This is a genomic window from Nocardiopsis endophytica (assembly GCF_027706725.1).
Classification (GTDB): domain Bacteria; phylum Actinomycetota; class Actinomycetes; order Streptosporangiales; family Streptosporangiaceae; genus Nocardiopsis_A; species Nocardiopsis_A endophytica.
The window spans coordinates 1-20,762 of sequence record NZ_JAQFWQ010000079.1; the positions used below are offsets into that span (position 1 = coordinate 1).

Annotated in this window: 15 protein-coding genes; 11 read left to right on the forward strand and 4 right to left on the reverse strand. The window is 74.4% G+C overall.

Going from position 1 to position 20,762, the window contains the following annotated elements:
- Positions 1–658: 658 nt before the first annotated feature.
- Positions 659–2,242, reverse strand: coding sequence for a septation protein SepH (sepH, locus tag O4J56_RS22625; protein ID WP_270688478.1), 1,584 nt, complete (start codon positions 2,240–2,242; stop codon positions 659–661).
- Between the two features lie 495 nt (positions 2,243–2,737).
- On the opposite strand from sepH, the gene O4J56_RS22630 reads away from it, so the two are divergent.
- Positions 2,738–3,901: a hypothetical protein gene (locus tag O4J56_RS22630; RefSeq protein WP_270688479.1), complete on the forward strand. Its 1,164-nt coding sequence runs from the start codon at positions 2,738–2,740 to the stop codon at positions 3,899–3,901.
- Positions 3,902–4,782: 881 nt separating this feature from the next.
- On the opposite strand, the gene O4J56_RS22635 is transcribed toward O4J56_RS22630, so the two are convergent.
- On the reverse strand, positions 4,783–6,072 hold the full coding sequence (locus tag O4J56_RS22635) for a D-arabinono-1,4-lactone oxidase (RefSeq protein ID WP_270688506.1): 1,290 nt from the start codon (positions 6,070–6,072) through the stop codon (positions 4,783–4,785).
- A gap of 95 nt (positions 6,073–6,167) precedes the next feature.
- Between O4J56_RS22635 and O4J56_RS22640 the strand changes: the two genes are divergently transcribed.
- The 3 genes from O4J56_RS22640 (at position 6,168) to O4J56_RS22650 (ending at position 10,405) form a co-directional block, all read left to right on the forward strand.
- The gene (locus O4J56_RS22640) at positions 6,168–7,202 is read left to right on the forward strand and encodes a ferrochelatase (RefSeq protein WP_270688481.1); all 1,035 of its coding nucleotides are present in this window, start codon (positions 6,168–6,170) and stop codon (positions 7,200–7,202) included.
- Between the two features lie 312 nt (positions 7,203–7,514).
- Positions 7,515–9,536: a S9 family peptidase gene (locus O4J56_RS22645; protein WP_270688482.1), complete on the forward strand. Its 2,022-nt coding sequence runs from the start codon at positions 7,515–7,517 to the stop codon at positions 9,534–9,536.
- A gap of 38 nt (positions 9,537–9,574) precedes the next feature.
- Positions 9,575–10,405 carry an inositol monophosphatase family protein gene (locus O4J56_RS22650; RefSeq protein ID WP_270688483.1) on the forward strand — a complete coding sequence of 277 codons (831 nt, stop codon included), beginning with the start codon at positions 9,575–9,577 and terminating at the stop codon, positions 10,403–10,405.
- A gap of 149 nt (positions 10,406–10,554) precedes the next feature.
- Here the strand turns inward: O4J56_RS22650 and O4J56_RS22655 are convergent, their stop codons facing one another.
- Positions 10,555–10,722, reverse strand: coding sequence for a hypothetical protein (locus O4J56_RS22655; RefSeq protein ID WP_017623562.1), 168 nt, complete (start codon positions 10,720–10,722; stop codon positions 10,555–10,557).
- A gap of 778 nt (positions 10,723–11,500) precedes the next feature.
- On the opposite strand from O4J56_RS22655, the gene O4J56_RS22660 reads away from it, so the two are divergent.
- The 4 genes from O4J56_RS22660 to O4J56_RS22675 all read left to right on the forward strand — a co-directional run bounded on the left by O4J56_RS22660 (position 11,501) and on the right by O4J56_RS22675 (position 15,273).
- Positions 11,501–12,154, forward strand: coding sequence for a response regulator transcription factor (locus O4J56_RS22660; protein WP_270688484.1), 654 nt, complete (start codon positions 11,501–11,503; stop codon positions 12,152–12,154).
- 158 nt (positions 12,155–12,312) lie between these two features.
- Positions 12,313–13,467 carry a sensor histidine kinase gene (locus O4J56_RS22665; RefSeq protein WP_408639163.1) on the forward strand — a complete coding sequence of 385 codons (1,155 nt, stop codon included), beginning with the start codon at positions 12,313–12,315 and terminating at the stop codon, positions 13,465–13,467.
- A gap of 439 nt (positions 13,468–13,906) precedes the next feature.
- Positions 13,907–14,203 carry a DUF4193 domain-containing protein gene (locus tag O4J56_RS22670; protein ID WP_270688485.1) on the forward strand — a complete coding sequence of 99 codons (297 nt, stop codon included), beginning with the start codon at positions 13,907–13,909 and terminating at the stop codon, positions 14,201–14,203.
- Between the two features lie 218 nt (positions 14,204–14,421).
- A complete protein-coding gene (locus tag O4J56_RS22675; protein WP_270688486.1) occupies positions 14,422–15,273 on the forward strand; it encodes a hypothetical protein in 852 nt (283 codons plus the stop codon).
- Positions 15,274–15,847: 574 nt separating this feature from the next.
- On the opposite strand, the gene O4J56_RS22680 is transcribed toward O4J56_RS22675, so the two are convergent.
- On the reverse strand, positions 15,848–16,129 hold the full coding sequence (locus tag O4J56_RS22680) for a DUF4235 domain-containing protein (protein WP_270688487.1): 282 nt from the start codon (positions 16,127–16,129) through the stop codon (positions 15,848–15,850).
- Between the two features lie 176 nt (positions 16,130–16,305).
- Here O4J56_RS22680 and valS point away from each other — a divergent pair, with 176 nt between their 5' ends.
- Genes valS through O4J56_RS22695 form a run of 3 tightly spaced genes read left to right on the forward strand, consistent with a single transcriptional unit; the run spans position 16,306 to position 20,185 of the window.
- A complete protein-coding gene (valS, locus tag O4J56_RS22685) occupies positions 16,306–18,879 on the forward strand; it encodes a valine--tRNA ligase (protein WP_270688488.1) in 2,574 nt (857 codons plus the stop codon).
- Between the two features lie 11 nt (positions 18,880–18,890).
- Positions 18,891–19,388: a dUTP diphosphatase gene (gene dut / locus O4J56_RS22690; protein WP_270688489.1), complete on the forward strand. Its 498-nt coding sequence runs from the start codon at positions 18,891–18,893 to the stop codon at positions 19,386–19,388.
- A gap of 17 nt (positions 19,389–19,405) precedes the next feature.
- Positions 19,406–20,185, forward strand: a complete 780-nt coding sequence (locus O4J56_RS22695; protein WP_270688490.1) for a DUF3710 domain-containing protein — start codon at positions 19,406–19,408, stop codon at positions 20,183–20,185.
- The last annotated feature ends 577 nt before the right edge of the window (positions 20,186–20,762 follow it).

Below are 20,762 nucleotides of genomic sequence, written 5' to 3' on the forward strand. Positions count from 1 at the left end.
CATCGCCGAGGGGGCGGGCAAGGGGTGCGCGGGCGAATTGGGTGGTGATATCGACGCCTGATCCGCCGAAAAGCGTCGATTTCACGACACAGGATGCCCGGGCCCCGCGTCGGCTGCCCGGTATGTCCGGTATGCGCTGGCGGGTAGGGGGCGGATCCGCACGCTTGGGCCGTCAGCGCCCATCTCAGGGACCATCCGCGCGCCTGCCACCCGACAGCGCTGCCGGAACGGCCGTCGACCTCTGTCGTCGCCGCCGGCCACCCTGCACTCCGGCGGCCCTGCGCCCGGGCGGGGCCTGAAGCGGGGTACCTGCTCAGCCGCCCGCGCACCCGGACCGCGAGGGGCCCACCGCCCGGCAGGCAGGGCCGGGGAACCGCCCGGCTCACTCCGTCGCTGCCTGCTCCGGTGACCGCGCACACGCCGGACGGACGGCAGCGCTGCCGAAAGGGCCGCCGACCTCTGTCGTCGCCGCCGTCCTCGCTGCGCTCTGGCGGCCCGCCGCCCGGGCGGGGCCCTGAAGCGGGGTACCAGCTCAGCCGCCCGGCCGGGGTCCTTGAGCGGGGGTCGGCTCTGCCGCCGTCGACATGGTCGTGCGGGGCCGCCTTCGGCGGTCCCGCACGAATGATCACTCCGACTGCTCTGCCGAAGTCCGCCGCGCCTACTCCGGCTTCTTGGATCCGAACATGATCTCGTCCCACGACGGGACCGATGCGCGGCGGCCTCGACCCTTCTTCCGGGCGGGTTGGGCGGCTCCGCCCCCGGCCGCCGCGGCCGCCGAGACCGAGTCCCCGGTCCCCGGCGCGTGGCCCTTCTGGTCGTCCTGGTCGGTCGCCCGTGCCGTCACCGGGGTGCGGCCGCGCGGCTCCTGGGGCCGTTCGGCGGGTCTGCGCGTCGCCGGATCCGGCACCGCGGGCCCCATCGACGGGCGCGGTCGCGCCGTCCGCTCGCGCGGAGGCGCCTCCGCCGCGGGCTCGCTCCGGTGGTCCTGGGCGGAGGCACTCCGGCGATCCGGGGCGGAAGCGCTCCGGCGGGCCGGGGCGGAGGGGAAGACGTCGTCTTCCGGGCCGCCCCTCGACGCGCGTTCGGCGGGGCGCTCGACCAGGCGTTCGGCGGTGCGCTCGGCCGGGCGTTCCGCCGGGCGGTCGTCCGTGTGCCCGGCCGCGGGACCTTCCTGTGGAACCGCCCGGTCGGTACCCGGCGCGCCGGCGTCGGCCGCGGGGAAGTCGGCGCCGGATTCCGGGAACGCCTGCTCGGGCTCCTGGTACGGGCGCTCGCGCCCCGGGCGCGGGGACCTGTCGTCGGGGAACCCCGAGTCGGCCGGGCGGTCCGCCCCCGGGACCGCGCGTTCGCGGCCGGTCCGGGTGAAGGCCCGCTCGGTCTCGGTCAGTGCGGGCTCGGCCGGTGCCGTGTGGGCCCGGGCGGCCGGCCGCCCGTCGGGTGCGGCCGGGGCCGCCTCCTCCCGGTCGGCGGCCGGGGGCGCCTCCGCCGGGGGCGGGGCCGGGTGCTGCGGGGGGTCGGCCGGGGCCTGCGCGGAACGCTGCGGGGCGGGCTCCTCGGCCCCGGGTCTGGCCAGTGGGCCGTCGGGCCGGGCCGCGGGTTCGGCTCCCCCGTTGCGGCGCGGCACGAACGGGGTGACCGTCGCTCCGCCGTCGCCGGACACGCCGCCCGCGGACGGGTCGGAGAAGCGGGCCGCCTCGTCGTCGACCGGCACGACCGTGCGCCGCCGGGGCTCGAACACCCAGTGCGCCAGGCGCTCCTGCCCGTTCAGCAGGAAGGCCAGCTTCACGTGCCAGCTTCCGTCCTCGCGCTTCCAGGCGTCCCAGACCGCCTCGCCGGTCTCCAGCTGGTGCGGCCCCACCCGTTCGGAGACCAGGTCGCCCAGCGCGGGGCCGGGCGCGGTGTCCCCCGGGCCGCGCACGGAGGCCCGCTGCGCCTGCTGCGCCATGAACTCGCGCTCCTGCAGGACCGGGCTCTCGAACCAGCGGACGCGCTCGATGGGGATGCCAGCGAGCTCGGCGATCGCCTCCGCCGTCTCTCCAGAGCGGATCCGGGCCTGGATTTCCTTGGGGCGCAACGGATTCTCCACTTCGATCTCGTACTGGCCGAGCCGGGAGAACTGGCCGCGGACGGCGGCGCGGAGACGGTCGTCGACGGGCAGCGTGAAACGGGTACCGCGGCCGGCGCTCGCCAGCACCAGGTAGGTGCCGTCCTCGCTCACGGCCACGAGGCGAAGCTCCTGCATCGCCCTCCCTTTCGCGCTTCCCGTCGAGGGTGGGTCCTCGGCCATCCCCCGCGTTCCCAGTCTGTTCGGCATCCGGGTGTTCGGCCAGTACCCCGCCCGGCATGTCCGAACCGTGGGCCTCCGTGCGCCGGCCACCGGTGCCCGGGCGTGCCCAGAGCCAATCTTGGCATGTGGGAGGGGGCGTGCGGCGGGCGCGCTCCGGTCGTCGGTCGGCGTCCTCCTGCGGGTGATGCTAACCCGCGCGGCCCCTGGGGACCATGCGCCCGGCGCCGGGCCCCGGCCGGGGCGGGTGAAGCGGACGCCAAATCGACACGCGCACCGTGACCGCGGGGTGATGTATTCAATGCCGCGCCTTAACAAGAGCTTAGACCGGATTCGCGTAGGTTGTCCGGATATGGGCCGGGAATCGGGCGCCGCAGGGGGCGGCGCCGACCGGCCCGGACCCAGCGATCCGACGGGGGAGCGCCGCCGTGCGCGGCGTACAGAGGGGGGAGGATGGCCGAGCCCGATGAGGGCGCGCGCCCTGGCGCGCGTACACGTGCCGCCGCCGACGGGGGCGGCGACAACGACACGACCGAGTCCAAGGACGGTAAGGACGGCGCCGACGGGGGCCGCCGCATCAACCTGAGCATGCCGCAGGTGGTCGCGGGCGGTGTGGCCACACTGACGGCCGCCACCGCCGCGTCGTTCCTCGGCGTCTACGGCACGATCTTCGGTGCCGCCGTGATGAGTGTGCTCAGCACCGCGGGCACCGCCGTCGCCCAGCACTGGCTGGAGCGCAGCCAGGACAAGGCCAAGGAGGCGGCGGCGCGCGCCGGGATGACCCTGCACGGCGCACGCGTGCAGGGCGCGGCCCGCGCGGCGGCCGGGGGGAGCGGAGGCGCCGCCCGGACGCCCACGGCCGGATCCGGCCACCGTCCGGAGGGCGACGGTTCCGGCGACTCGCCCGATGCGCCCACTCAGGCGTTCGGCGCCGTCGGAGACCCCGAGGCCACACGCGCCATGCCGACCCTTTCCGGCGGTGCGGCCGGACTCGGCGCCGACGGCACCGACCCGCTGGACGGGGACGACAAGAGCGAGGACGCCGAGGACCGGCGCGGCTGGTGGCAGCGCTACAGGATGCTGATCATCCCCGCCGCCGTCGTGTTCGTCGGGGTCATGCTGGTGATCCTGGTCTTCGAGCTGCTGACCGGCCGGAGCCTGACCGACACCGTGCACGGCAGGACCGACCACTCGTCGCCGACCCTCCTCGGCGGGGCCTCCCAGGCCCAGGAGGTGGGCGACGGGCAGGTGCAGCCGACGCCCGGTACCGACGACGGCGGGCGGCAGGACACCGGCGGGACCGACGGGACCGAGGGCGTCCAGCCCACCCCCGACACCGGGACCGGCGGCACGGACGGATCCGGCGGGTCCGACGGCCAGACCGGCGGTGACGGCACCGACGGCGGGAGCGACGGCACCGGCGGGGACACCGGCACCGGCGGGGACACCGGTGGCGAAACCGGAGGCGACACCGAGGACGGATCGGGCACCGGTGGCGACACCGGCTCGGGACAGGACGGCTCGGTCGGCGGATCCGAAGGCTCGGGCCAGAGCGGCACCGGCAGCCAGCAGCAGGCCCCGCAGCGGTCGGTGCCCGAGAGCGGCGCCACGCCCTGAGGTGCCGCCGACGAGGCGTACCGAAGGCGATTCCCTCCGGTCCGTGTCGGCCGTACCTGCGGCACACGGACTCCCCGTCGCCGACCAGGAGCCGCTGACCAGAAGCCGCGGGAGGCCCCGTCCGGACCGAAGGGTTCCGGACGGGGCCTCCCGCGTGCCGGCGCATGCCGAGGCCTCCCGCGCACCGGCCTCCATGGACCTGTGGGCGCCTCGACACCGACCGGTCGGCCCAGGTGGACGGATGCGGTCGTGGCCGGGCCGGTGGTGCGGGTGCTCGGGGCGCTCCGCCGGGCCGGCGGCATCTGCGTCAGGTCGGATCGTTGGACGCTCGAGCACCGCCCTTCAGGGGGCGACGTCCGCGGATCCGGGCTGCCCGCTGTCCAGCGGGCAGTCGGTCAGGGACCCGTGGCAGGAACAGGCCCGTACGGATGCGGTCGTGGCCGGGACGGTGGGGCGGGGGCTCGGGGCCGTTCCGTCGGAGCGGCGGTATCCCCGTCAGGTCGGATCGTTGGACGCTCGAGCACCGCCCTTCAGGGGGCGATGTCCGCGGAGCCGGGCCGCCTGCTGCCCAGCGGGCAGCCGGTCAAGGGCCCGTGGCAGGAACAGGCCCGTACGGATGCGGTCGTGGCCGGGACGGTGGGGCGGGCGCTCGGGGTCGCTCCGCCGGAACGGCGGCATCCGCGTCAGGTCGGATCGTCGGACGCTCGAGCACCGCCCTTCAGGGGGCGATGTCCGCAGAGCCGGGCTGCCCGCTGCCCAGCGGGCAGCCGGTCAAGGGCCCGTGGCAGAAACAGGCCCGTCCGGTGTCGTGACCGGCGGGCCGACTCCACCGCACGGACGACACCCCGCTCCAGCGGACACCTCCTAAGGGGCTGACCCCCTCAGGGGCCGAACACGCGCTCCGTGTAAGCGTTGGCGAACCGGCGCTCGGGGTCCATCCGCTCGCGGACCTCCATCGCGTCGCCGAACCTCGGGTACACCCGCTCCAGGTACGCCCGGTCCTTCGTGTGCACCTTCCCCCAGTGCGGCCGCCCCTCCACCGCCGTGAACACCGCCTCGGCGTCGGCGAAGTAGCGCTGGTACGGCGCCCCCTTGTACACGTGCACCGCCACGTACGCGGTCTCCCTCCCGTACGCCGTCGACAGCCACACGTCGTCGGCGGGCGCGAAGCGCACCTCCACGGGGAAGCTGATCCGGTGGCCGCCCCGGTCCACCAGCGACCGCAGCTCCCGCAGCACCCCCGGCAGCTCCTCCGCCGGGACGGCGTACTCCATCTCCACGAACTTCACCCGCCGCGGCGACGCGAACACCTTGTACGAGGCGTCCGTGTACTCCCGCGCCGACAGGGCCCGCGCGCTCACCTGGTTGATGGCCGGGATCGCCGACGGCAGCGCCCGGCACGCCCGGTTGACCCGCTCGAACAGCGTGTTGGACAGGAACTCGTCGTCCAACCACGCCTTGAACGGCGCCAGCGGCCGCGCCGGACCCGCCACCGGGTTGTTGCGCTTGGTGTTGGCCATCCCCGTGTGCGGGAACCAGAAGAACTCGAAGTGCTCGTTTCCGGCCTGCAGCTCCGGCAGCCGCTCCAGCACCTCGTCCACGCGCATCGGCTCCTCGCGCGCGTGCAGCAGGAACGACGGGCGCACCGCCATGGTCATCGCGGTGACGACGCCGAACGCCCCCAGCCCGACCCGCGCCGCGCCGAACAGGTCCGGGTCGTCGTCCGCCGAGCAGCGCACGGCCTCGCCGTCGGCGCGCACCAGCTCCATGCCGACCACCTGCGAGGCCAGCCCGCCGGTGCTGCGCCCGGTGCCGTGCGTCCCGGTCTGGATCGCCCCGGCCAGGGTCTGCACCGCGATGTCGCCCATGTTGGCCAGCGCCGCCCCGCGCTCCGCCAGAGCGGTGTTCAGGTCGCTGAGCACCATGCCCGCCTCCGCCTCGGCGGTGCCCGCCTCCAGGTCGACCGAGCGCAGCCGGTTCAGCGCGGTGGGGGAGAGCATCACTCCGTCGGTGACGGCGGCGTCGGTGAAGGAGTGCCCGGCGCCGACCATCCGCACCGGCAGGCCCCGCCCGGCGGCCGAGCGCACGGCACCGGCGACGTCGGCGGCCCCGTTGGGGGTGGCCGTGGTGGCCGGGAGGGCCTCGTGCGTGCCGGACCATGTGCGCCACATCACGTTCGTCATGCTCCGGGAGGCTACCGGCGGGGGTGACGCCCGTTACGCGGGGGGTGGCCGAAACCCCGCCGAAGTGCTGGTTTCATGGAGTCATGAGGCCCTACGACGCGTTCCTTCTCGTCTCCTTCGGAGGTCCCGAGGCCGAGGACGAGGTGATCCCGTTCCTGGAGAACGTCACCCGCGGCCGCGGCATCCCCCGGGAGCGGCTCGCCGAGGTCGGTGAGCACTACTTCCTCTTCAACGGGGTCAGCCCGATCAACCAGCAGTGCCGCGACCTGATCGCCGAGATCCGCGCCGACTTCTCCGCGAACGGTGTGGACCTGCCGGTCTACTGGGGCAACCGCTTCTGGGCGCCGATGCTCACCGACACCGTCCGGCGGATGGCCCAGGACGGTGTGCGCCGGGTCGTGGCCATGGCCACCTCGGCCTACAGCAACTACTCCAGCCACCGCGCCTACCTGAACGACATCGCCGCCGCGCGCGAGGCCGTCGGGCCGGACGCCCCCGAGATCGAGCTGATCCGCCCCTTCTTCGACCACCCCGGGTTCGTCGAGCCGCTGGCCGAGCACACCCGCCAGGCGCTGGACCGGCTGCCCGCCGGCAAGCGCGCCGGGGCCCACCTCCTGTTCTCCGCGCACTCCATCCCCACCGCCATGGCCGACGCCAGCGGCGGCCCCGGCCAGGGGTACGGCTCGGGCGGCGCCTACGTCGCCCAGCTGGAGGAGGTGGCCCGGCTGGTGGCCGAGCGGGTCGGCGGCGAACACCCCTACGAGGTCGTCTACCAGAGCCGCAGCGGCCCGCCGAGCCAGCCGTGGCTGGAGCCGGACGTCAACGACCGCCTGGAGGAGCTCTCCAAGGAGGGCGCCGAGGCCGTCGTGGTGGTGCCGCACGGGTTCGTGTCCGACCACATGGAGGTCAAGTTCGACCTCGACCACGAGGCGCGCGAGACCGCCGGAAAGCTCGGCATCGCCTTCGAGCGCGCGCTCAGCCCGGGCACCCACCCGCGCTTCGTGCGGATGGTGCGCGAGCTGGTGCAGGAGCGCGCCGAGGGCACGGAGCCGGTGGGCCTGAGCGACCTCCCCGGCTGCCCCGAGGGCGTCGACGACTGCTGCCTGCAGAAGCGCTGAGCGCGCCGACGCGCCACGGTGCCGGGCCCGCCCCGGCGCCGGACCCGGGACACGTCCGAGGACTGCGGGCACTGCGGGGGACACGGCCGGCCCTCGCCCTGTGTCCGGGACCGTGACCGGCGTCCACCGGCACGGGGCCGCGCCGGCCGGGGGCGCTGCGGGCGCCGCGCCCCCCGCCCCGGCACCGGCCGCGTTCCCGGGCGCCCTGCGGCCGCGGACGCCCGAAAGCGGCGCGGAACCCCGGCCTCGTCGGCGATTCCGCATACCGGATAGGGTCGTGGCGTCCGACCCCGGCGTTGAGGGAGGAAGCGCATGGTCCGCTCCTGGTACGAGCTCTCCGACTACGTCACTCTCAAGCGGGTGGGCGGTCTGCGCCTCTCGCCGGACGGGCGCAGGCTGGTGGCACCGGTGAGCGGCCTCAAGCCCGACGGCACCGCCTTCGGCACCTCCCTGTGGGAGATCGACCCCGAGGGCCGCGCCGAGCCGCGCCGCCTCACCCGGTCGGTCGAGGGCGAGGCCGCGCCCGCCTTCCTGCCCGACGGCTCCCTGCTCTTCTCCTCCAAGCGCCCCGACGCCGAGTCCAAGGAGGGCGGCGACAAGCCCGCCCTGTGGCTGCTGCCCGCCGACGGCGGCGAGGCCCGCCGCGTCGCCGCCCGCCCCGGCGGCATCGGCGCGGTGGCCGTCGCCCGCGACGCCGGGACCGTCGTCTTCGCCTCCGACACCCTGCCCGGCACCGCCGGCGCCGAGGAGGACGAGGACGCCCGCAAGGCCCGCAAGGACGCCGGGGTCACCGCGATCCTGCACGAGTCCTTCCCCGTCCGGCACTGGGACCACGATCTGGGCCCCGGCGAGCCCCGCCTGTTCGCCGCCGCGCCGCCCGCGGACGCCTCCGGCGCGCTGGGCGAGCCCGCCGATCTGACCCCGGCCCCCGGCAAGGCGCTGGTCAACGCCGACTTCGACGTCTCCCCGGACGGCACCACCGCGGTCATGGACTGGACGGTCATCGGCCCGGCCGCCCAGCCGCGCGACCGGCTGGTGGCCGTGGACACCGCCACCGGCGCCACCCGCGTCCTGGCCGAGGACCCCGAGCGCGACTTCTCTGCGCCCTCCTTCGCCCCGGACGGCCGCTCCGTCGTCGCGATCCGCTCCTACGACGGCGCACCCGGCGGCGAGCCCCGCGACGCCACCCTGTGGGTGGTCGACGCCGCCACCGGCGAGGGCCGCGACGTGCTGGCCGGCTCCGAGCTGTGGCCGCGCGAGGCCGCCTGGTCGGCCGACTCCCGGTCGCTGTTCTTCATCGCCGACGAGAACGGCCGCCGCCCCGTCTTCCGCCTCGACCTGGACACCTCCCGCCTGACTCGCGTCACCGGCGACGACGGCGCCTACAGCGCCCTGCAGCCCGCCCGCGACGGCGCCGCGCTGTACGCCCTGCGCGACTCCTGGGACGAGCCGCCCACACCGGTGCGCCTGGACCCGGTCGCCGAGGACGGGCTCCCCGTCCGCCTGCCCGCCCCCGACCTGCCGCTCCAGGTCCCCGGGCGCCTCACCGAGGTGGAGGCCCGGGCCGACGACGGCACCCGCGTGCGGTCCTGGCTGGTGCTGCCCGAGGAGGCCTCCGCCGACTCGCCGGCGCCGCTGCTGCTGTGGATCCACGGCGGCCCCTACATGAGCTTCAACGGCTGGTCCTGGCGGTGGAACCCGTGGCTGCTCGCCGCCCGCGGCTACGCCGTCCTGCTGCCCGACCCCGCCCTGTCCACCGGCTACGGCCAGGACATGCTCCGCCGCGCCTGGGGGACCTGGGGGCCGCGCACCTTCGCCGACCTGATGGCGGCCGTCGACGCCGCCACGGCCCGCGACGACGTCGACGGCGAGCGCACCGCCGCCATGGGCGGCTCCTTCGGCGGCTACATGGCCAACTGGGTGGCCGGGCACACCGACCGCTTCAAGGCGGTCGTCACCCACGCCTCGCTGTGGGACCTGGAGTCCTTCAGCTCCTCCACCGACCTGCCGCCGGCCTGGACGGCCGAGTTCGGCGACCCCGACACCTCGCCCGAGCGGTACCGGGCCGCCTCGCCGCACCGCGCGGCCGACAGCGTGCGCACCCCGGTGCTCGTCATCCACGGCGACAAGGACTACCGGGTGCCCATCGGCCAGGGCCTGCAGCTGTGGTGGGACCTGATGCGCCGGGAGGTGGACGCCAAGTTCCTCTACTTCCCGGACGAGAACCACTGGGTCCTCGCGCCCGGCAACATCGCGGTCTGGTACGAGACGGTGTTCGCCTTCCTCGACCACCACGTGCTGGGCAAGGAATGGAAGCGGCCCGAGCACCTGTAGGCGCCGGGCGGAGAAACGACGGAACCGGGGGGACGTACATGGCAACCGAGGAGGGCGCCGCGCCCGCGGCCGACCCGCGCGCGCTGGCCGAACTGGCCGAGCGCACCGCCGCCGAGGCGGGCCGGGTCGCGGCCGAGGGGCAGGAGGGCATCGGGGTGCTCGACACCAAGAGCACCCCGACCGACGTGGTCACCGAGATGGACCGGCGGGTCGAGGAGCTGGTCCGCAAGCGCCTGCTGGAGGTCCGCCCCGGGGACGCGGTGCTCGGCGAGGAGGGCGGCGAGGAGGCCGGTTCGGCCGGCGGCGTGCGCTGGATCGTCGACCCCATCGACGGCACCGTCAACTACCTGTACGGGCGCGAGGAGTGGGCGGTGAGCATCGCCGCCGAGGTGGACGGGGAGGTGGTCGCCGGTGCCGTGGTCGCCCCCCGCCTGGGCGACACCTACACCGCCGTGCTGGGCGCCGGGGCGTTCTGTAACGGCGCGCCGCTGCGGGCGGGCCCCGCGCCCGCCCCGGAGCTGGCGCTGGTGGCGACCGGGTTCGGCTACGACCCGCGTCGCCGCGCCCACCAGGCGGAGGTGCTGCGCTCGGTGCTGCCGCGGGTGCGCGACATCCGCCGGGGCGGGTCGGCGGCGATCGACATCTGCTCGCTGGCGCGCGGCCGCGCCGACGCCTACTACGAGCGCGGCCTCAACCCGTGGGACTGGGCGGCGGCCTGCCTGGTGGCCCGGGAGGCGGGGCTGCGCGTGGAGGGCCTGCACGGGGCGCCGCCCAGCAGCGACCTGACCATCGCCGCGGGCCCCGGCCTGTTCGAGAGCCTGCACGCGATGCTGGAGCCCCTGGGCGCCGACACCGACGGCCCGGCGTAGCGGACGCCCCTGATCCCCGTTGGTCTCGGGGAGAACGGCGCCACCGGCGCGAGGGTCTCTTCTCCCGAGACCGACGCGAAAGGGGCCCAGACGCGCGGCGGCCGGCCGCGGATTCCCGCGGCCGGCCGTGCGGTTCCTGGGGGACCGGGTCAGGCGCAGTCGGCGTTGACACCGTTCCGGGCGGCGATGCGCTTGAGGTCTTCGAGCTCGGAGGAGTGCATCTCGGCCAGGAAGTCGTCGCCGGCCGCGCGGGCCGCCTGAAGCGACGTGTAGGTCTCCGTGATACGGCCGTTGATCTCCGCGAGGAACTCGCCCATGTTCACCTCACTCTAAAAGCACGTCCGGTGTTGCTCCGGGTCACTGCGCTGTGACACGGCGGATGCGTCCCGGTCCGCGGTGCGGATCCGGAACGCGGTGGCGGAACGGCGTCCCGCCTCTCGGGGATGGCGGGCGCCTGCGGCTCCAGGCCATACCCGCCCCTCCGGTCCGGTGAAACCCCCTGTGTAGGGCGTGATCGATCCGTGATGGAAGGTGCCGGCGGCCGTCGGGTCCGTGGGCCCCGCCTCCTGATCGATCATCCCAGGGGTGTGTGAGCCCCCGCACCCGGGTACCCCTTTCGCGTCACGCCCGCCGGGGCCGCCGGGCGGCCGTGCGGCCGCGCTCGGCGGCGTGCGCCCCGGCCACCAGGGGATTCGGGTGCGGCGGGGTGGCCTACAGCACATCCGGCCGTTCGCGCCACCGCTTACTTGTTTCTTATTCTGTATGTGTCAGATTCGAGATGTGCGGGGTGAACGGCCCTTGCCGGCGGTTGGGGGATGCGCCGGCAGGGGCTCCCGCACAGGGGGAAAAACGGTGGCCCGGTCCCGTTGGGGGACGGGGCCGGGCCCCGTACTCCGTTCCCCGGCGGCAGCCGCGGTTTGCCGCACGGCCGTACCGCCCCTACGTTGGCGGCGGGCGGGGCTTACCCCGCCCTTATCCGGGCCGTGCGATAACTGGCAGAGCGCGGCCGGGGACCACAGACGCCGCTGCCGGTGTGTTGGGGGATGCGCCGGCAGCGGCTTTTCTTGTTCGGGTGCCGCGAGGAGAAGGACGGCTGTGCGCGTACTTGTGGTCGAGGACGAGCAGGTCCTCGCTGACACCATCGCCGTGGGACTGCGGCGCGAGTCCATGGCCGTCGACGTCGTCTACGACGGGGACAGCGCCCTGGAGCACGCCGGGGTCAACGACTACGACGTGGTGATCCTCGACCGCGACCTGCCCGGCGTGCACGGCGACGACGTGGCGCGCGCGCTGGTGGAGCAGAGCTACAACGGCCGCATCCTCATGCTCACCGCATCCGGCCAGCTGGAGGACAAGGTCGAGGGGCTCAGCCTGGGCGCCGACGACTACATGGCCAAGCCCTTCGCCTTCGCCGAGCTGGTGGCGCGCGTGCGGGCGCTGGCCCGCCGCGCCGCCCCGCCGCTGCCCCCGGTCCTCAAGCGCAACGGCATCGTCCTGGACCCGGCCAACCACACCGTGGAGCGCGACGGCCGGGACATCCCGCTCACGCCCAAGGAGTTCGCCGTCCTGGAGGTGCTCATGCGCGCCAACGGCACCGTGGTCAGCGCCGAGGGGCTGCTGGAGAAGGCCTGGGACGAGAACGCCGACCCCTTCACCAACGTCGTCCGGGTCACCGTGATGACCCTGCGCAAGAAGCTCGGCGAGCCGCCCATCGTGCACACCGTCCCCGGCGCGGGGTACCGGCTGTGAGCAGCGGCGGCGACGCCGGGCGGCAGGGCCCCGCGACCGACCCGGTCACCGCGGTCCCCGAGGGCGAGGTCCCGGCCACCCCGCCCGGCGAGACCGGCACCTGGCGGCGGCTGAGCCCCCAGCCCGCGAACCCCCCGACCCCGCCCGCCGGGAACAACCTGGGCGGCCAGGTCACCGAGGGGCTGCACCGCTTCACCGACAACATGAGCCTGCGGGCGCGGCTCACCCTCATCTACGGGATGCTGTTCTTCGCCGCCGGCTCGCTGCTGGTGCTGCTGAACTACATCATCGTCGCCGGGGTGCTGGGCGGGCTCACCTTCAAGCCGGCCGACGACATCAGCATCGCCCAGGCCGAGGCGATGAAGAACAGCTTCATCGAGGCGGTCCTGGCCTCGCTCACCCGCTGGTCGGTGCTGGCGCTGGTGGTGGTCGGCCTGCTCGCGGTGGGCCTGGGGTACGCGGTGGCCGGGCGGGCGCTGTCGCCGCTGCAGAAGATCACCCGCACCGCGCGCCGCCTGTCCGAGCGCTCCCTGCACGAGCGCATCGCCCTGGGCGGGCCCGACGACGAGATCCGCGAGCTCGCCGACACCTTCGACGCGATGCTGGAGCGGCTGGACCGCGCCTTCGACGGGCAGCGCCGCTTCGTCGCCAACGCCTCACACGAGCTGCGCACCCCGCTGGCGATCAACCGCACCCTGCTGGAGGTCGCCCTCAGCGACCCCGAGGCCTCCGCCGACCTCAAGACCGTCGGGCGCACCCTGCTGGAGACCAACTCCCGCCACGAGCGCCTCATCGACGGCCTGCTCTTCCTCGCCAAGAGCGACCGGGAGCTGGAGGTGCGCACGCTGGTCGACATGGGCGAGCTGACCGAGTCGGTGCTCAGCCAGCTCTCCGGCGACCTGGACGCCTCCGGCCTGCAGGTCCGCACCGACCTGCGCCCGGCGCGCGTCACCGGCGACCCGGTGCTGCTGGAGCGCCTGGCGGGCAACCTGGTGGAGAACGCCCTGCGGTACAACACCGAGGACGGCGAGATCACCGTGCGCAGCGGCATGTACGAGGGCTTCCCCGCCATCCAGGTGGAGAACTCCGGCCCGGTGGTGCCCGCCTACGAGATCGAGGGCCTGTTCGAGCCCTTCCGCCGCTCCACCGGCAACCGGGTGGCCTCCGGCAAGAGCGCCGGGCTGGGGCTGTCCATCGTCCGCTCGGTGGTGCGCGCCCACGGCGGCAGCGTCAGCGTGTGGCCCCGCGCCGGCGGCGGCCTGGTCGTCACCGTCTCCTTCCCCGCCGCGGGCCGTGAACAAGCGGGTGTGTAACCGGCTGCGACCCCTCCCGGCGGCGTGATATCTATACGTGTCCGACGACACGACCACCCCGGGTCCGCGCGGCTTGCGGCGGTGGGTAAGCTTCCCCGGGCGTGAACACGCGGGGAACTGCGCCTCGCGTGGGAGTTGCCGCCGCTACCTCGTGCGATGCACGGATCGACCCGCTGCCGTGCACGCGCCGGAAGCGGCCGCGGGAATGGGTCGGAAACGTTCGGGCGTTGGGTAGCACAGTCAGGGGGCCGTACCGGGGCGCGCCGCGCGCGGCCGGGTCCGGCCAACCACTGTCGCCATCCGGTGTGAGGACACCCGGGAGGGGTCACAGTCCTCTTACGCCGCCGGAATTTTCCGGCTGAACCGGGCACAAGATTGCGGTCTCAAGCGTTACACCCGCGCGACGAGGCAGAGAACTGAGGGGGATGGAGCAACCAGAATGGCCACCGACTACGACAGCCCGCGCAAGACCGACGAGGACATGAGCGAGGACAGCCTGCAGGAGCTGCAGGCCCGGCGGGTCGACAAGGGCACCAGCACCATCGACGTCGACCCCGACGAGGTCGCCGAGGGCATGGAGCTGCCCGGCGCCGACCTGTCCGGCGAGGAGCTCGCCGTGCGCGTGCTCCCGCGCCAGGCCGACGAGTTCACCTGCTCGCGCTGCTTCCTGGTGCACCACCGCAGCCAGCTCGCCGAGGAGCGGAAGGGACAGCTCGTCTGCAAGGAGTGCGCCTGAACCGGGTGCACTCCCCCTCCTCGGCGCCTCGCCGGCCGGCGGGCAACGACACCGCCGATGCGTCCCCGCCCAGGGGGCGCATCGCCTTTTCCGGGGGGAATTCCGGCCGCCGCCGGTTCGTTGGCCCCCTCTGAGGAACGCTGCGGACCACCGGAGCGCCCGCGCCGCGTGCGGCGCCGCCGGCGCTCCGCGGTCCCACGAGGCCGAGGAGGACGCCCATGGCCGCCGAGCCGAGCCCGGAACCGCCGCCGGAGCAGGGCCCCGGAACCGAGCTGGTGCCCGCCGGGCGTGAGGACGCGGGGGAGCTCGTCGGCGCCATCATCGCCGACGACGGCGCCGATCCGCGCCGGCGCGCCGGGCTGATCGCGCGCCTGGCCCGCGCCCTGGGGCAGGGGGCGCGTGCGGCCGGGGTGCGCGGCGCGGCGGGCGGGCGCTGGCTGGCCGACGTGTTCGCCGACGAGATCGCCCCCCGCATCCCCGTGCGCGACCTGGAGACCCTGGCCCGCCACCACAAGGGCCTGACCGGCGAGGAGCTGGCCGACGCGCTGGTGCGCAACGCCGCCAACACCACCACCGCGGTCGGCGCGGCCGGAGGGGCGCTGGCGGCCGCCCAGTTCACCGCCCCGCCGCTGCTGCTGACCGCCCCCGCCCAACTGGTGGCCGAGACGGTGGTGGTCGCCGCGGTCGAGGTGAAGCTGATCGGCGAGCTGCACGAGGCGTACGGGGCGCGCGCCGACGGGGGAGCGGTGCGGCGCCACGCCGGGTACGTGCAGGCGTGGGCCTACCGCCGGGGCGTCGACCCGCTGTCGGCGGGGGAGTCCATCACCGCGGCCCTGGGGGCGGCGGCCAAGGTGGCGCTGCGCAAGCGGCTCATGCGGGTGCTGGGGCGGCACATGACCACGCTCGGCCCGTACCTGACCGGCGCCGTCGCGGGCGGGACCCTCAACCGCACGGCGACACTGGCGCTGGCCAAGGCGGTCCGCAAGGACCTGGCGAAGACGGCCGTGGGCCCGGGGCGGGGGGCCGGGGCCCTGGCGGGCGACCTGAAGGCCCTGGACCAGGGGGCCTAGGACGTGTTCCTCGGAGGCGTTTCGACCAGCGGGCGGCCGTCGCCCTACTGCGCCGGCTTCGCCGTGTCGGCGCAGCGGGGCCCGGGCTCCGCTCGCAGGACGGGGCGCGAAGTCCATCCTGGTCGGCTGCTCGAGCGTCCCGGCGCAGAGAGCGTCGTCCTGGTGGTCGCGAGCCGAAAATGCTCCGAGAACCACGCCCTAGCGCCCTTTCCGGAGTCCTCCCGTTCGGCCCCTTCTGCCGTTGACCTCGGGGAGTGCGCCCGTGATCCCGGGGGAGACGCCCCCAAGAGCCCGCGCGGACAGGCGGGCGGACCGCAGGGTGCCCAGCTCCGCCGACTCCTTCGCCGAACGCCGCCCCTGCGTCGTTGATCTCGGGAAAAGCGCCCCTAAAACCGGCCCGGAAGCGTCGTTTCTCCCGAGATCAACGCCGAGTACGCACGCGTGTCCGCGCGCCTTCCGATGCTCGGGGTGAACGTCCGTGAAGACCGTGCCGGTGGCGTCGTTCCTCCCGAGATCGACGGGGATGCCGGGCCCGGTGCGGCGGGGCCCCGGACGGGCCCCGCCTACGCGGCGGTCAGGCCTCCGCGAGCGCCTTGCGGTCCTCGCGGGGCATCATCCGCTTGTGCGCGGCGCGCACCGCCAGCACGCGGGCCACCTCCATGCCGACGCCGGTCAGCACCGCCCAGCCCAGGGCCTCGCCCAGGCCGACGTCCAGGGACTCGGGGTCGGTCGGCGGCTCCTTGCCGGTCGCCTGGGTCCAGGCGAAGGTCAGCGCCTTGCGGGCGGCGAAGCCGGCCGCGAGCGCCGCGACGCCGCCGACGATCTGCGCCGCGATGTCACCGTCTTTCTTAGCCATGTGGGTACCGGTCGCTCTCCATCGGTCGTTTCGGTGCGGCTGGACACCGTCGTCGGGCCCATCCTTCCACGCGCCGCCCGGCCGCCGGCGACCGGCCGGGGCGGGTCGCGCCACACCGCCGCCGGGGCACCGGAAACCGGGAGCGAGCAGGGCCGCAGAGCCAATACCATTGCCCCATGACCAACCGCTCTCGTTCCTTCCGCGTGCCCGACAAGCCCTCGCTCGACGGTATCGAGGCGAAGTGGGTAGACGTCTGGGACGAGTCCGGCGTCTACCGCTTCGACCGCACCAAGAGCCGCGACGAGATCTTCTCGATCGACACCCCTCCGCCCACGGTCTCGGGGTCGCTGCACATCGGCCACGCCTTCTCCTACACCCACACCGACCTGGTCGCCCGCTACCAGCGGATGCGGGGCAAGTCGGTGTTCTACCCGATGGGCTGGGACGACAACGGCCTGCCCACCGAGCGCCGGGTGCAGAACTACTACGGCGTGCGCTGCGACCCGTCGATCCCGTACGACCCGGACTTCTCCCCGCCGGCCAAGCCCGACCCCAAGCGCCAGGTCCCCGTCTCCCGCCGCAACTTCATCGAGCTGTGCGAGCGCCTCACCGCCGAGGACGAGAAGGTCTTCGAGGGCGTGTGGCGCCGCATGGGCCTGAGCGTGGACTGGACCCACACCTACGCCACGATCGACGACGGGTCCCGCGCCGCCGCGCAGCGGGCGTTCCTGCGCAACCTGGCCCGCGGCGAGGCCTACATGGCCGAGGCGCCCACCCTGTGGGACGTCACCTTCCGCACCGCCGTGGCCCAGGCCGAGCTGGAGGACCGGGAGCGCACCGGCGCCTACCACAAGGTCGCCTTCCACCGCCCCGACGGCACCCCGGTGCACATCGAGACCACCCGCCCCGAGCTGATCCCGGCCTGCGTCGCCCTGGTCGCCCACCCCGACGACGAGCGCTACCAGGACCTGTTCGGCGGCACCGTCACCTCTCCGGTGTTCGGGGTGGAGGTGCCGGTCAAGTCGCACTGGCTCGCCGAGCCCGACAAAGGGTCGGGCATCGCCATGATCTGCACCTTCGGCGACACCACCGACGTCACCTGGTGGCGGGAGCTGCAGCTGGAGACGCGGCCCATCGTCGGCTGGGACGGGCGCATCATCTCCGACCCGCCGCCCGGCATCGGCTCCGAGGCGGCCCGCGAGGCCTACGCCCGGCTCGCCGGTGCGACCGTGCACACCGCCCGCGAGCGCATGGTGGAGATGCTGCGCGAGTCCGGCGACCTGGTCGGCGAGCCCACCCCCACCACCCGGCCGGTCAAGTTCTACGAGAAGGGCGACAAGCCCCTCGAGGTCGTCACCACCCGCCAGTGGTACATCCGCAACGGCGGGCGCGACGCCGACGTGCGCGACCGCCTGCTGGCGCGCGGCCGGGAGCTGCAGTGGCACCCCGACCACATGCGCTCGCGCTACGAGCACTGGGTCGAGGGCCTCAACGGCGACTGGCTCATCAGCCGCCAGCGGTTCTTCGGCGTGCCCTTCCCCGTCTGGTATCCGCTCGACGGCGACGGCAACCCGCGCTACGACGAGCCCATCGTCCCCGACGAGGCGGCCCTGCCGGTCGACCCCAGCTCCGAGGCCCCGGCCGGGTACACCGAGGAGCAGCGCGGCGAGCCCGGCGGGTTCACCGGCGACCCCGACATCATGGACACCTGGGCCACCTCGTCGCTGTCCCCGCAGATCGCCGGGGGCTGGGAGCGCGACGAGGACCTGTTCTCCCGCGTCTTCCCGATGGACCTGCGCCCCCAGGGCCAGGACATCATCCGCACCTGGCTGTTCTCCACGGTGGTGCGGGCCGACTTCGAGAACGGGTGCCTGCCCTGGCGCACCGCGGCGATCTCCGGGTGGATCCTCGACCCGGACCGCAAGAAGATGTCCAAGTCCAAGGGCAACGTCGTCACCCCGATCGACCTGCTGGAGCGCTACAGCTCCGACGCCATCCGGTACTGGGCGGCCAGCGGGCGCCTGGGCACCGACACCGCCCTGGACGAGGGGCAGATGAAGGTCGGGCGCCGGCTGAGCATCAAGATCCTCAACGCGACCAAGTTCGCGCTGTCGGTCGCTGGGGAGGACGCCGCCGACCGGCCCGAGGCGGTCACCGAGCCGCTGGACCGGTCCATGCTGGCGGCCCTGGCCGAGGTCGTCGAGGACGCCACCGCCGCGTTCGAGGCCTACGACCACACCCGCGCCCTGGAGCGGGCCGAGCGGTTCTTCTGGGAGTTCTGCGACGACTACCTGGAGCTGGTCAAGGCCCGCGCCTACGAGGAGGGCACCGCCGAGAGCGCCTCGGCCCGCGCCGCCCTGCTCCAGGCGCTGTCGGTGATCCAGCGGCTGTTCGCGCCGTTCCTGCCGTTCACCGCCGAAGAGGTGTGGTCCTGGTGGCGCGAGGGCTCGGTGCACGCCGCCTCCTGGCCGCAGGCCGCCGATGTGCGCGCCGCCGCGGTCGACGGGGACCCGGCCGTGCTGGAGGCCGCCTCCGCCGTGCTGCGCGCGGTGCGCAAGTCCAAGTCCGAGGCGAAGCTGTCGATGCGCGCCGAGGTGGAGCGGGTGGCCGTGCGCGGCAAGCACGTGGCCCGCGCCCGGGTCGCCGAGGGCGACATCCGCGCCGCCGGCCGGGCCGCCGCCCTGGACTTCGAGGAGAGCGACGCCGAGGAGCTCTCGGTGGAGGTGACCCTCCCCCCGGCCGCGGAGTAGGCTCGGCGGATGTGAGCAACGAGGACCCCAGTACCGACGGCCGCGGCGGCCGGGCGCCCCTGACGGTGCCCGTCCGCCGCCTCGACCCCGACCTGCCGCTGCCCTCCTACGCCCATCCGGGCGACGCCGGCGCCGACCTGGTCAGCGCCGAGGACGTGCGGCTCGGCCCCGGTGAGCGCGCCACCGTGCGCACCGGGATCGCCCTGGCGCTGCCGGACGGGTACGCCGCGTTCGTGCACCCCCGCTCGGGGCTGGCCGCCCGGTGCGGTGTCACCCTGGTCAACGCCCCCGGCACGGTGGACGCCGGGTACCGCGGCGAGATCAAGGTGACGCTGATCAACACCGACCTGGGCGAGCCGGTCAAGCTGTCCCGCGGCGACCGGATCGCCCAGTTGGTGATCCAGCGGGTCGAGCGTGCGGTGTTCGCCGAGGCGGATGAGCTTCCCGACTCCCGGCGCGGCCGGGGCGGGTTCGGGTCCACCGGCGGTTTCGCGGCCGGGGACAGATGACGGGAGAGGTGTGAGGCGTGTTCGGACGCCGCAAGAAGAGCGAGAAGACCGGCGCCGACGCGGTGGAGGAGTCCCCCGCGGGTGCGGCTCCCGCCGACGAGCCGGAGAAGGAGGCCGACCGGCACCGCGTGCTCGGGCCGTGGGACCCCTCCGAGGACGTGCCCGAGTACCCCAGGGTCGACCTGGGCTGCCTGCGGGTCCCGGTGGGCGACCGCACCCAGATCCGGTTCGACATGACGCCGGAGAACCGGATCATCGGGGTGAGCCTGATCGACGGCCCCTCCATGGTGCAGGTGCAGGCGTTCGCCGCGCCCAAGACCAGCGGCCTGTGGGACGAGATGCGTGAGGAGCTCGTCGAGCAGATCACCAAGCAGGGCGGCAGGGTCGACCCCTTCGACGGCGCCTTCGGCCCGGAGCTGCGCGCGGTCGTGCCGGTGCAGGGCAAGAAGGACGAGGAGGGGCGGCAGCTCGGCCAGCCCATGCGGTTCATCGGGGTGGACGGTCCCCGGTGGGTGCTGCGCGGGGTGATCCGCGGCGAGGGCGCGGTCAAGCCCGAGGTCATGGCCAAGGTGGAAGAGGTCTTCCAGAAGATCGTGGTGGTGCGCGGGGACGACCCGGTGCCGCCGCGGGAGATGCTCAAGATCACCGTGCCCAAGGAGATCCAGGAGCAGATCAAGGCCCAGCAGGCCAAGCGCGCCGAGCAGGCGGCGGGGGCGGGCACCCGTCCCGCGCAGGCGGAGGCCCCCGACCCGGCCGACGGTGGCGCCGCAGCCGACGAGACGGCCCGCAAGGCCTGAGGCGGCGGCCCGCGAGCCCTGAGGGCGGCCCGCAAGGCTTGAAGGGCGGCCCGCAAGGCCTGAAGGGGGCGGCGGCCGGGGCGGTGCACCTCCTCCCGGCCGTGTCCTCCCTCGGCCATGGGCGACGACGGAGGTCGGCGGCCTGTGCGGTAGTGCTGTCGGGCGCGGCGCGTGTGCGTGGTCGCCGGAGATGGCGGCGACGGAGTGAGCGGGCCGGTTCCCGGGCCCTGCCTGCCGGGCGGCGGACCGCGGGTGGTCCGGGTGGTCCCGCGACCAAGTGGGCGCATGGCCGCCCGCGCCCATGGTGGCCGCCGCCCCGGCGCGCCCCTACTCCGCGATGATCTCGACGGAAGTGCTGTCATTTTGGTGGTTTTGGCAGCACTCTCGTCGAGATCATCGCCGAAGAGGGGCGGGCGGGGGTGGGGGCATCTTGGGTGGTGATATCGACACCTGATCTGCCTGAAAGCGTCGATTTCACGACGCGGGATGCCCGGACCTCACGTCCCCTGTCCAGTATGCCCGGTATGTGCCGCCCGGGCGCCCCCCTCCGCGATGATCTCGGGGAACTCGGGGTAAA

What these genes read in the sequence shown, in the direction of transcription:
- sepH (WP_270688478.1), bottom strand. Translation starts at nt 2,242, where the DNA reads ATGCAGGAGCTTCGCCTCGTGGCCGTGAGCGAGGACGGCACCTACCTG.
- O4J56_RS22630 (WP_270688479.1), top strand. Translation starts at nt 2,738, where the DNA reads ATGGCCGAGCCCGATGAGGGCGCGCGCCCTGGCGCGCGTACACGTGCC.
- O4J56_RS22635 (WP_270688506.1), bottom strand. Translation starts at nt 6,072, where the DNA reads ATGTGGCGCACATGGTCCGGCACGCACGAGGCCCTCCCGGCCACCACG.
- O4J56_RS22640 (WP_270688481.1), top strand. Translation starts at nt 6,168, where the DNA reads ATGAGGCCCTACGACGCGTTCCTTCTCGTCTCCTTCGGAGGTCCCGAG.
- O4J56_RS22645 (WP_270688482.1), top strand. Translation starts at nt 7,515, where the DNA reads ATGGTCCGCTCCTGGTACGAGCTCTCCGACTACGTCACTCTCAAGCGG.
- O4J56_RS22650 (WP_270688483.1), top strand. Translation starts at nt 9,575, where the DNA reads ATGGCAACCGAGGAGGGCGCCGCGCCCGCGGCCGACCCGCGCGCGCTG.
- O4J56_RS22655 (WP_017623562.1), bottom strand. Translation starts at nt 10,722, where the DNA reads ATGGGCGAGTTCCTCGCGGAGATCAACGGCCGTATCACGGAGACCTAC.
- O4J56_RS22670 (WP_270688485.1), top strand. Translation starts at nt 13,907, where the DNA reads ATGGCCACCGACTACGACAGCCCGCGCAAGACCGACGAGGACATGAGC.
- O4J56_RS22675 (WP_270688486.1), top strand. Translation starts at nt 14,422, where the DNA reads ATGGCCGCCGAGCCGAGCCCGGAACCGCCGCCGGAGCAGGGCCCCGGA.
- O4J56_RS22680 (WP_270688487.1), bottom strand. Translation starts at nt 16,129, where the DNA reads ATGGCTAAGAAAGACGGTGACATCGCGGCGCAGATCGTCGGCGGCGTC.
- valS (WP_270688488.1), top strand. Translation starts at nt 16,306, where the DNA reads ATGACCAACCGCTCTCGTTCCTTCCGCGTGCCCGACAAGCCCTCGCTC.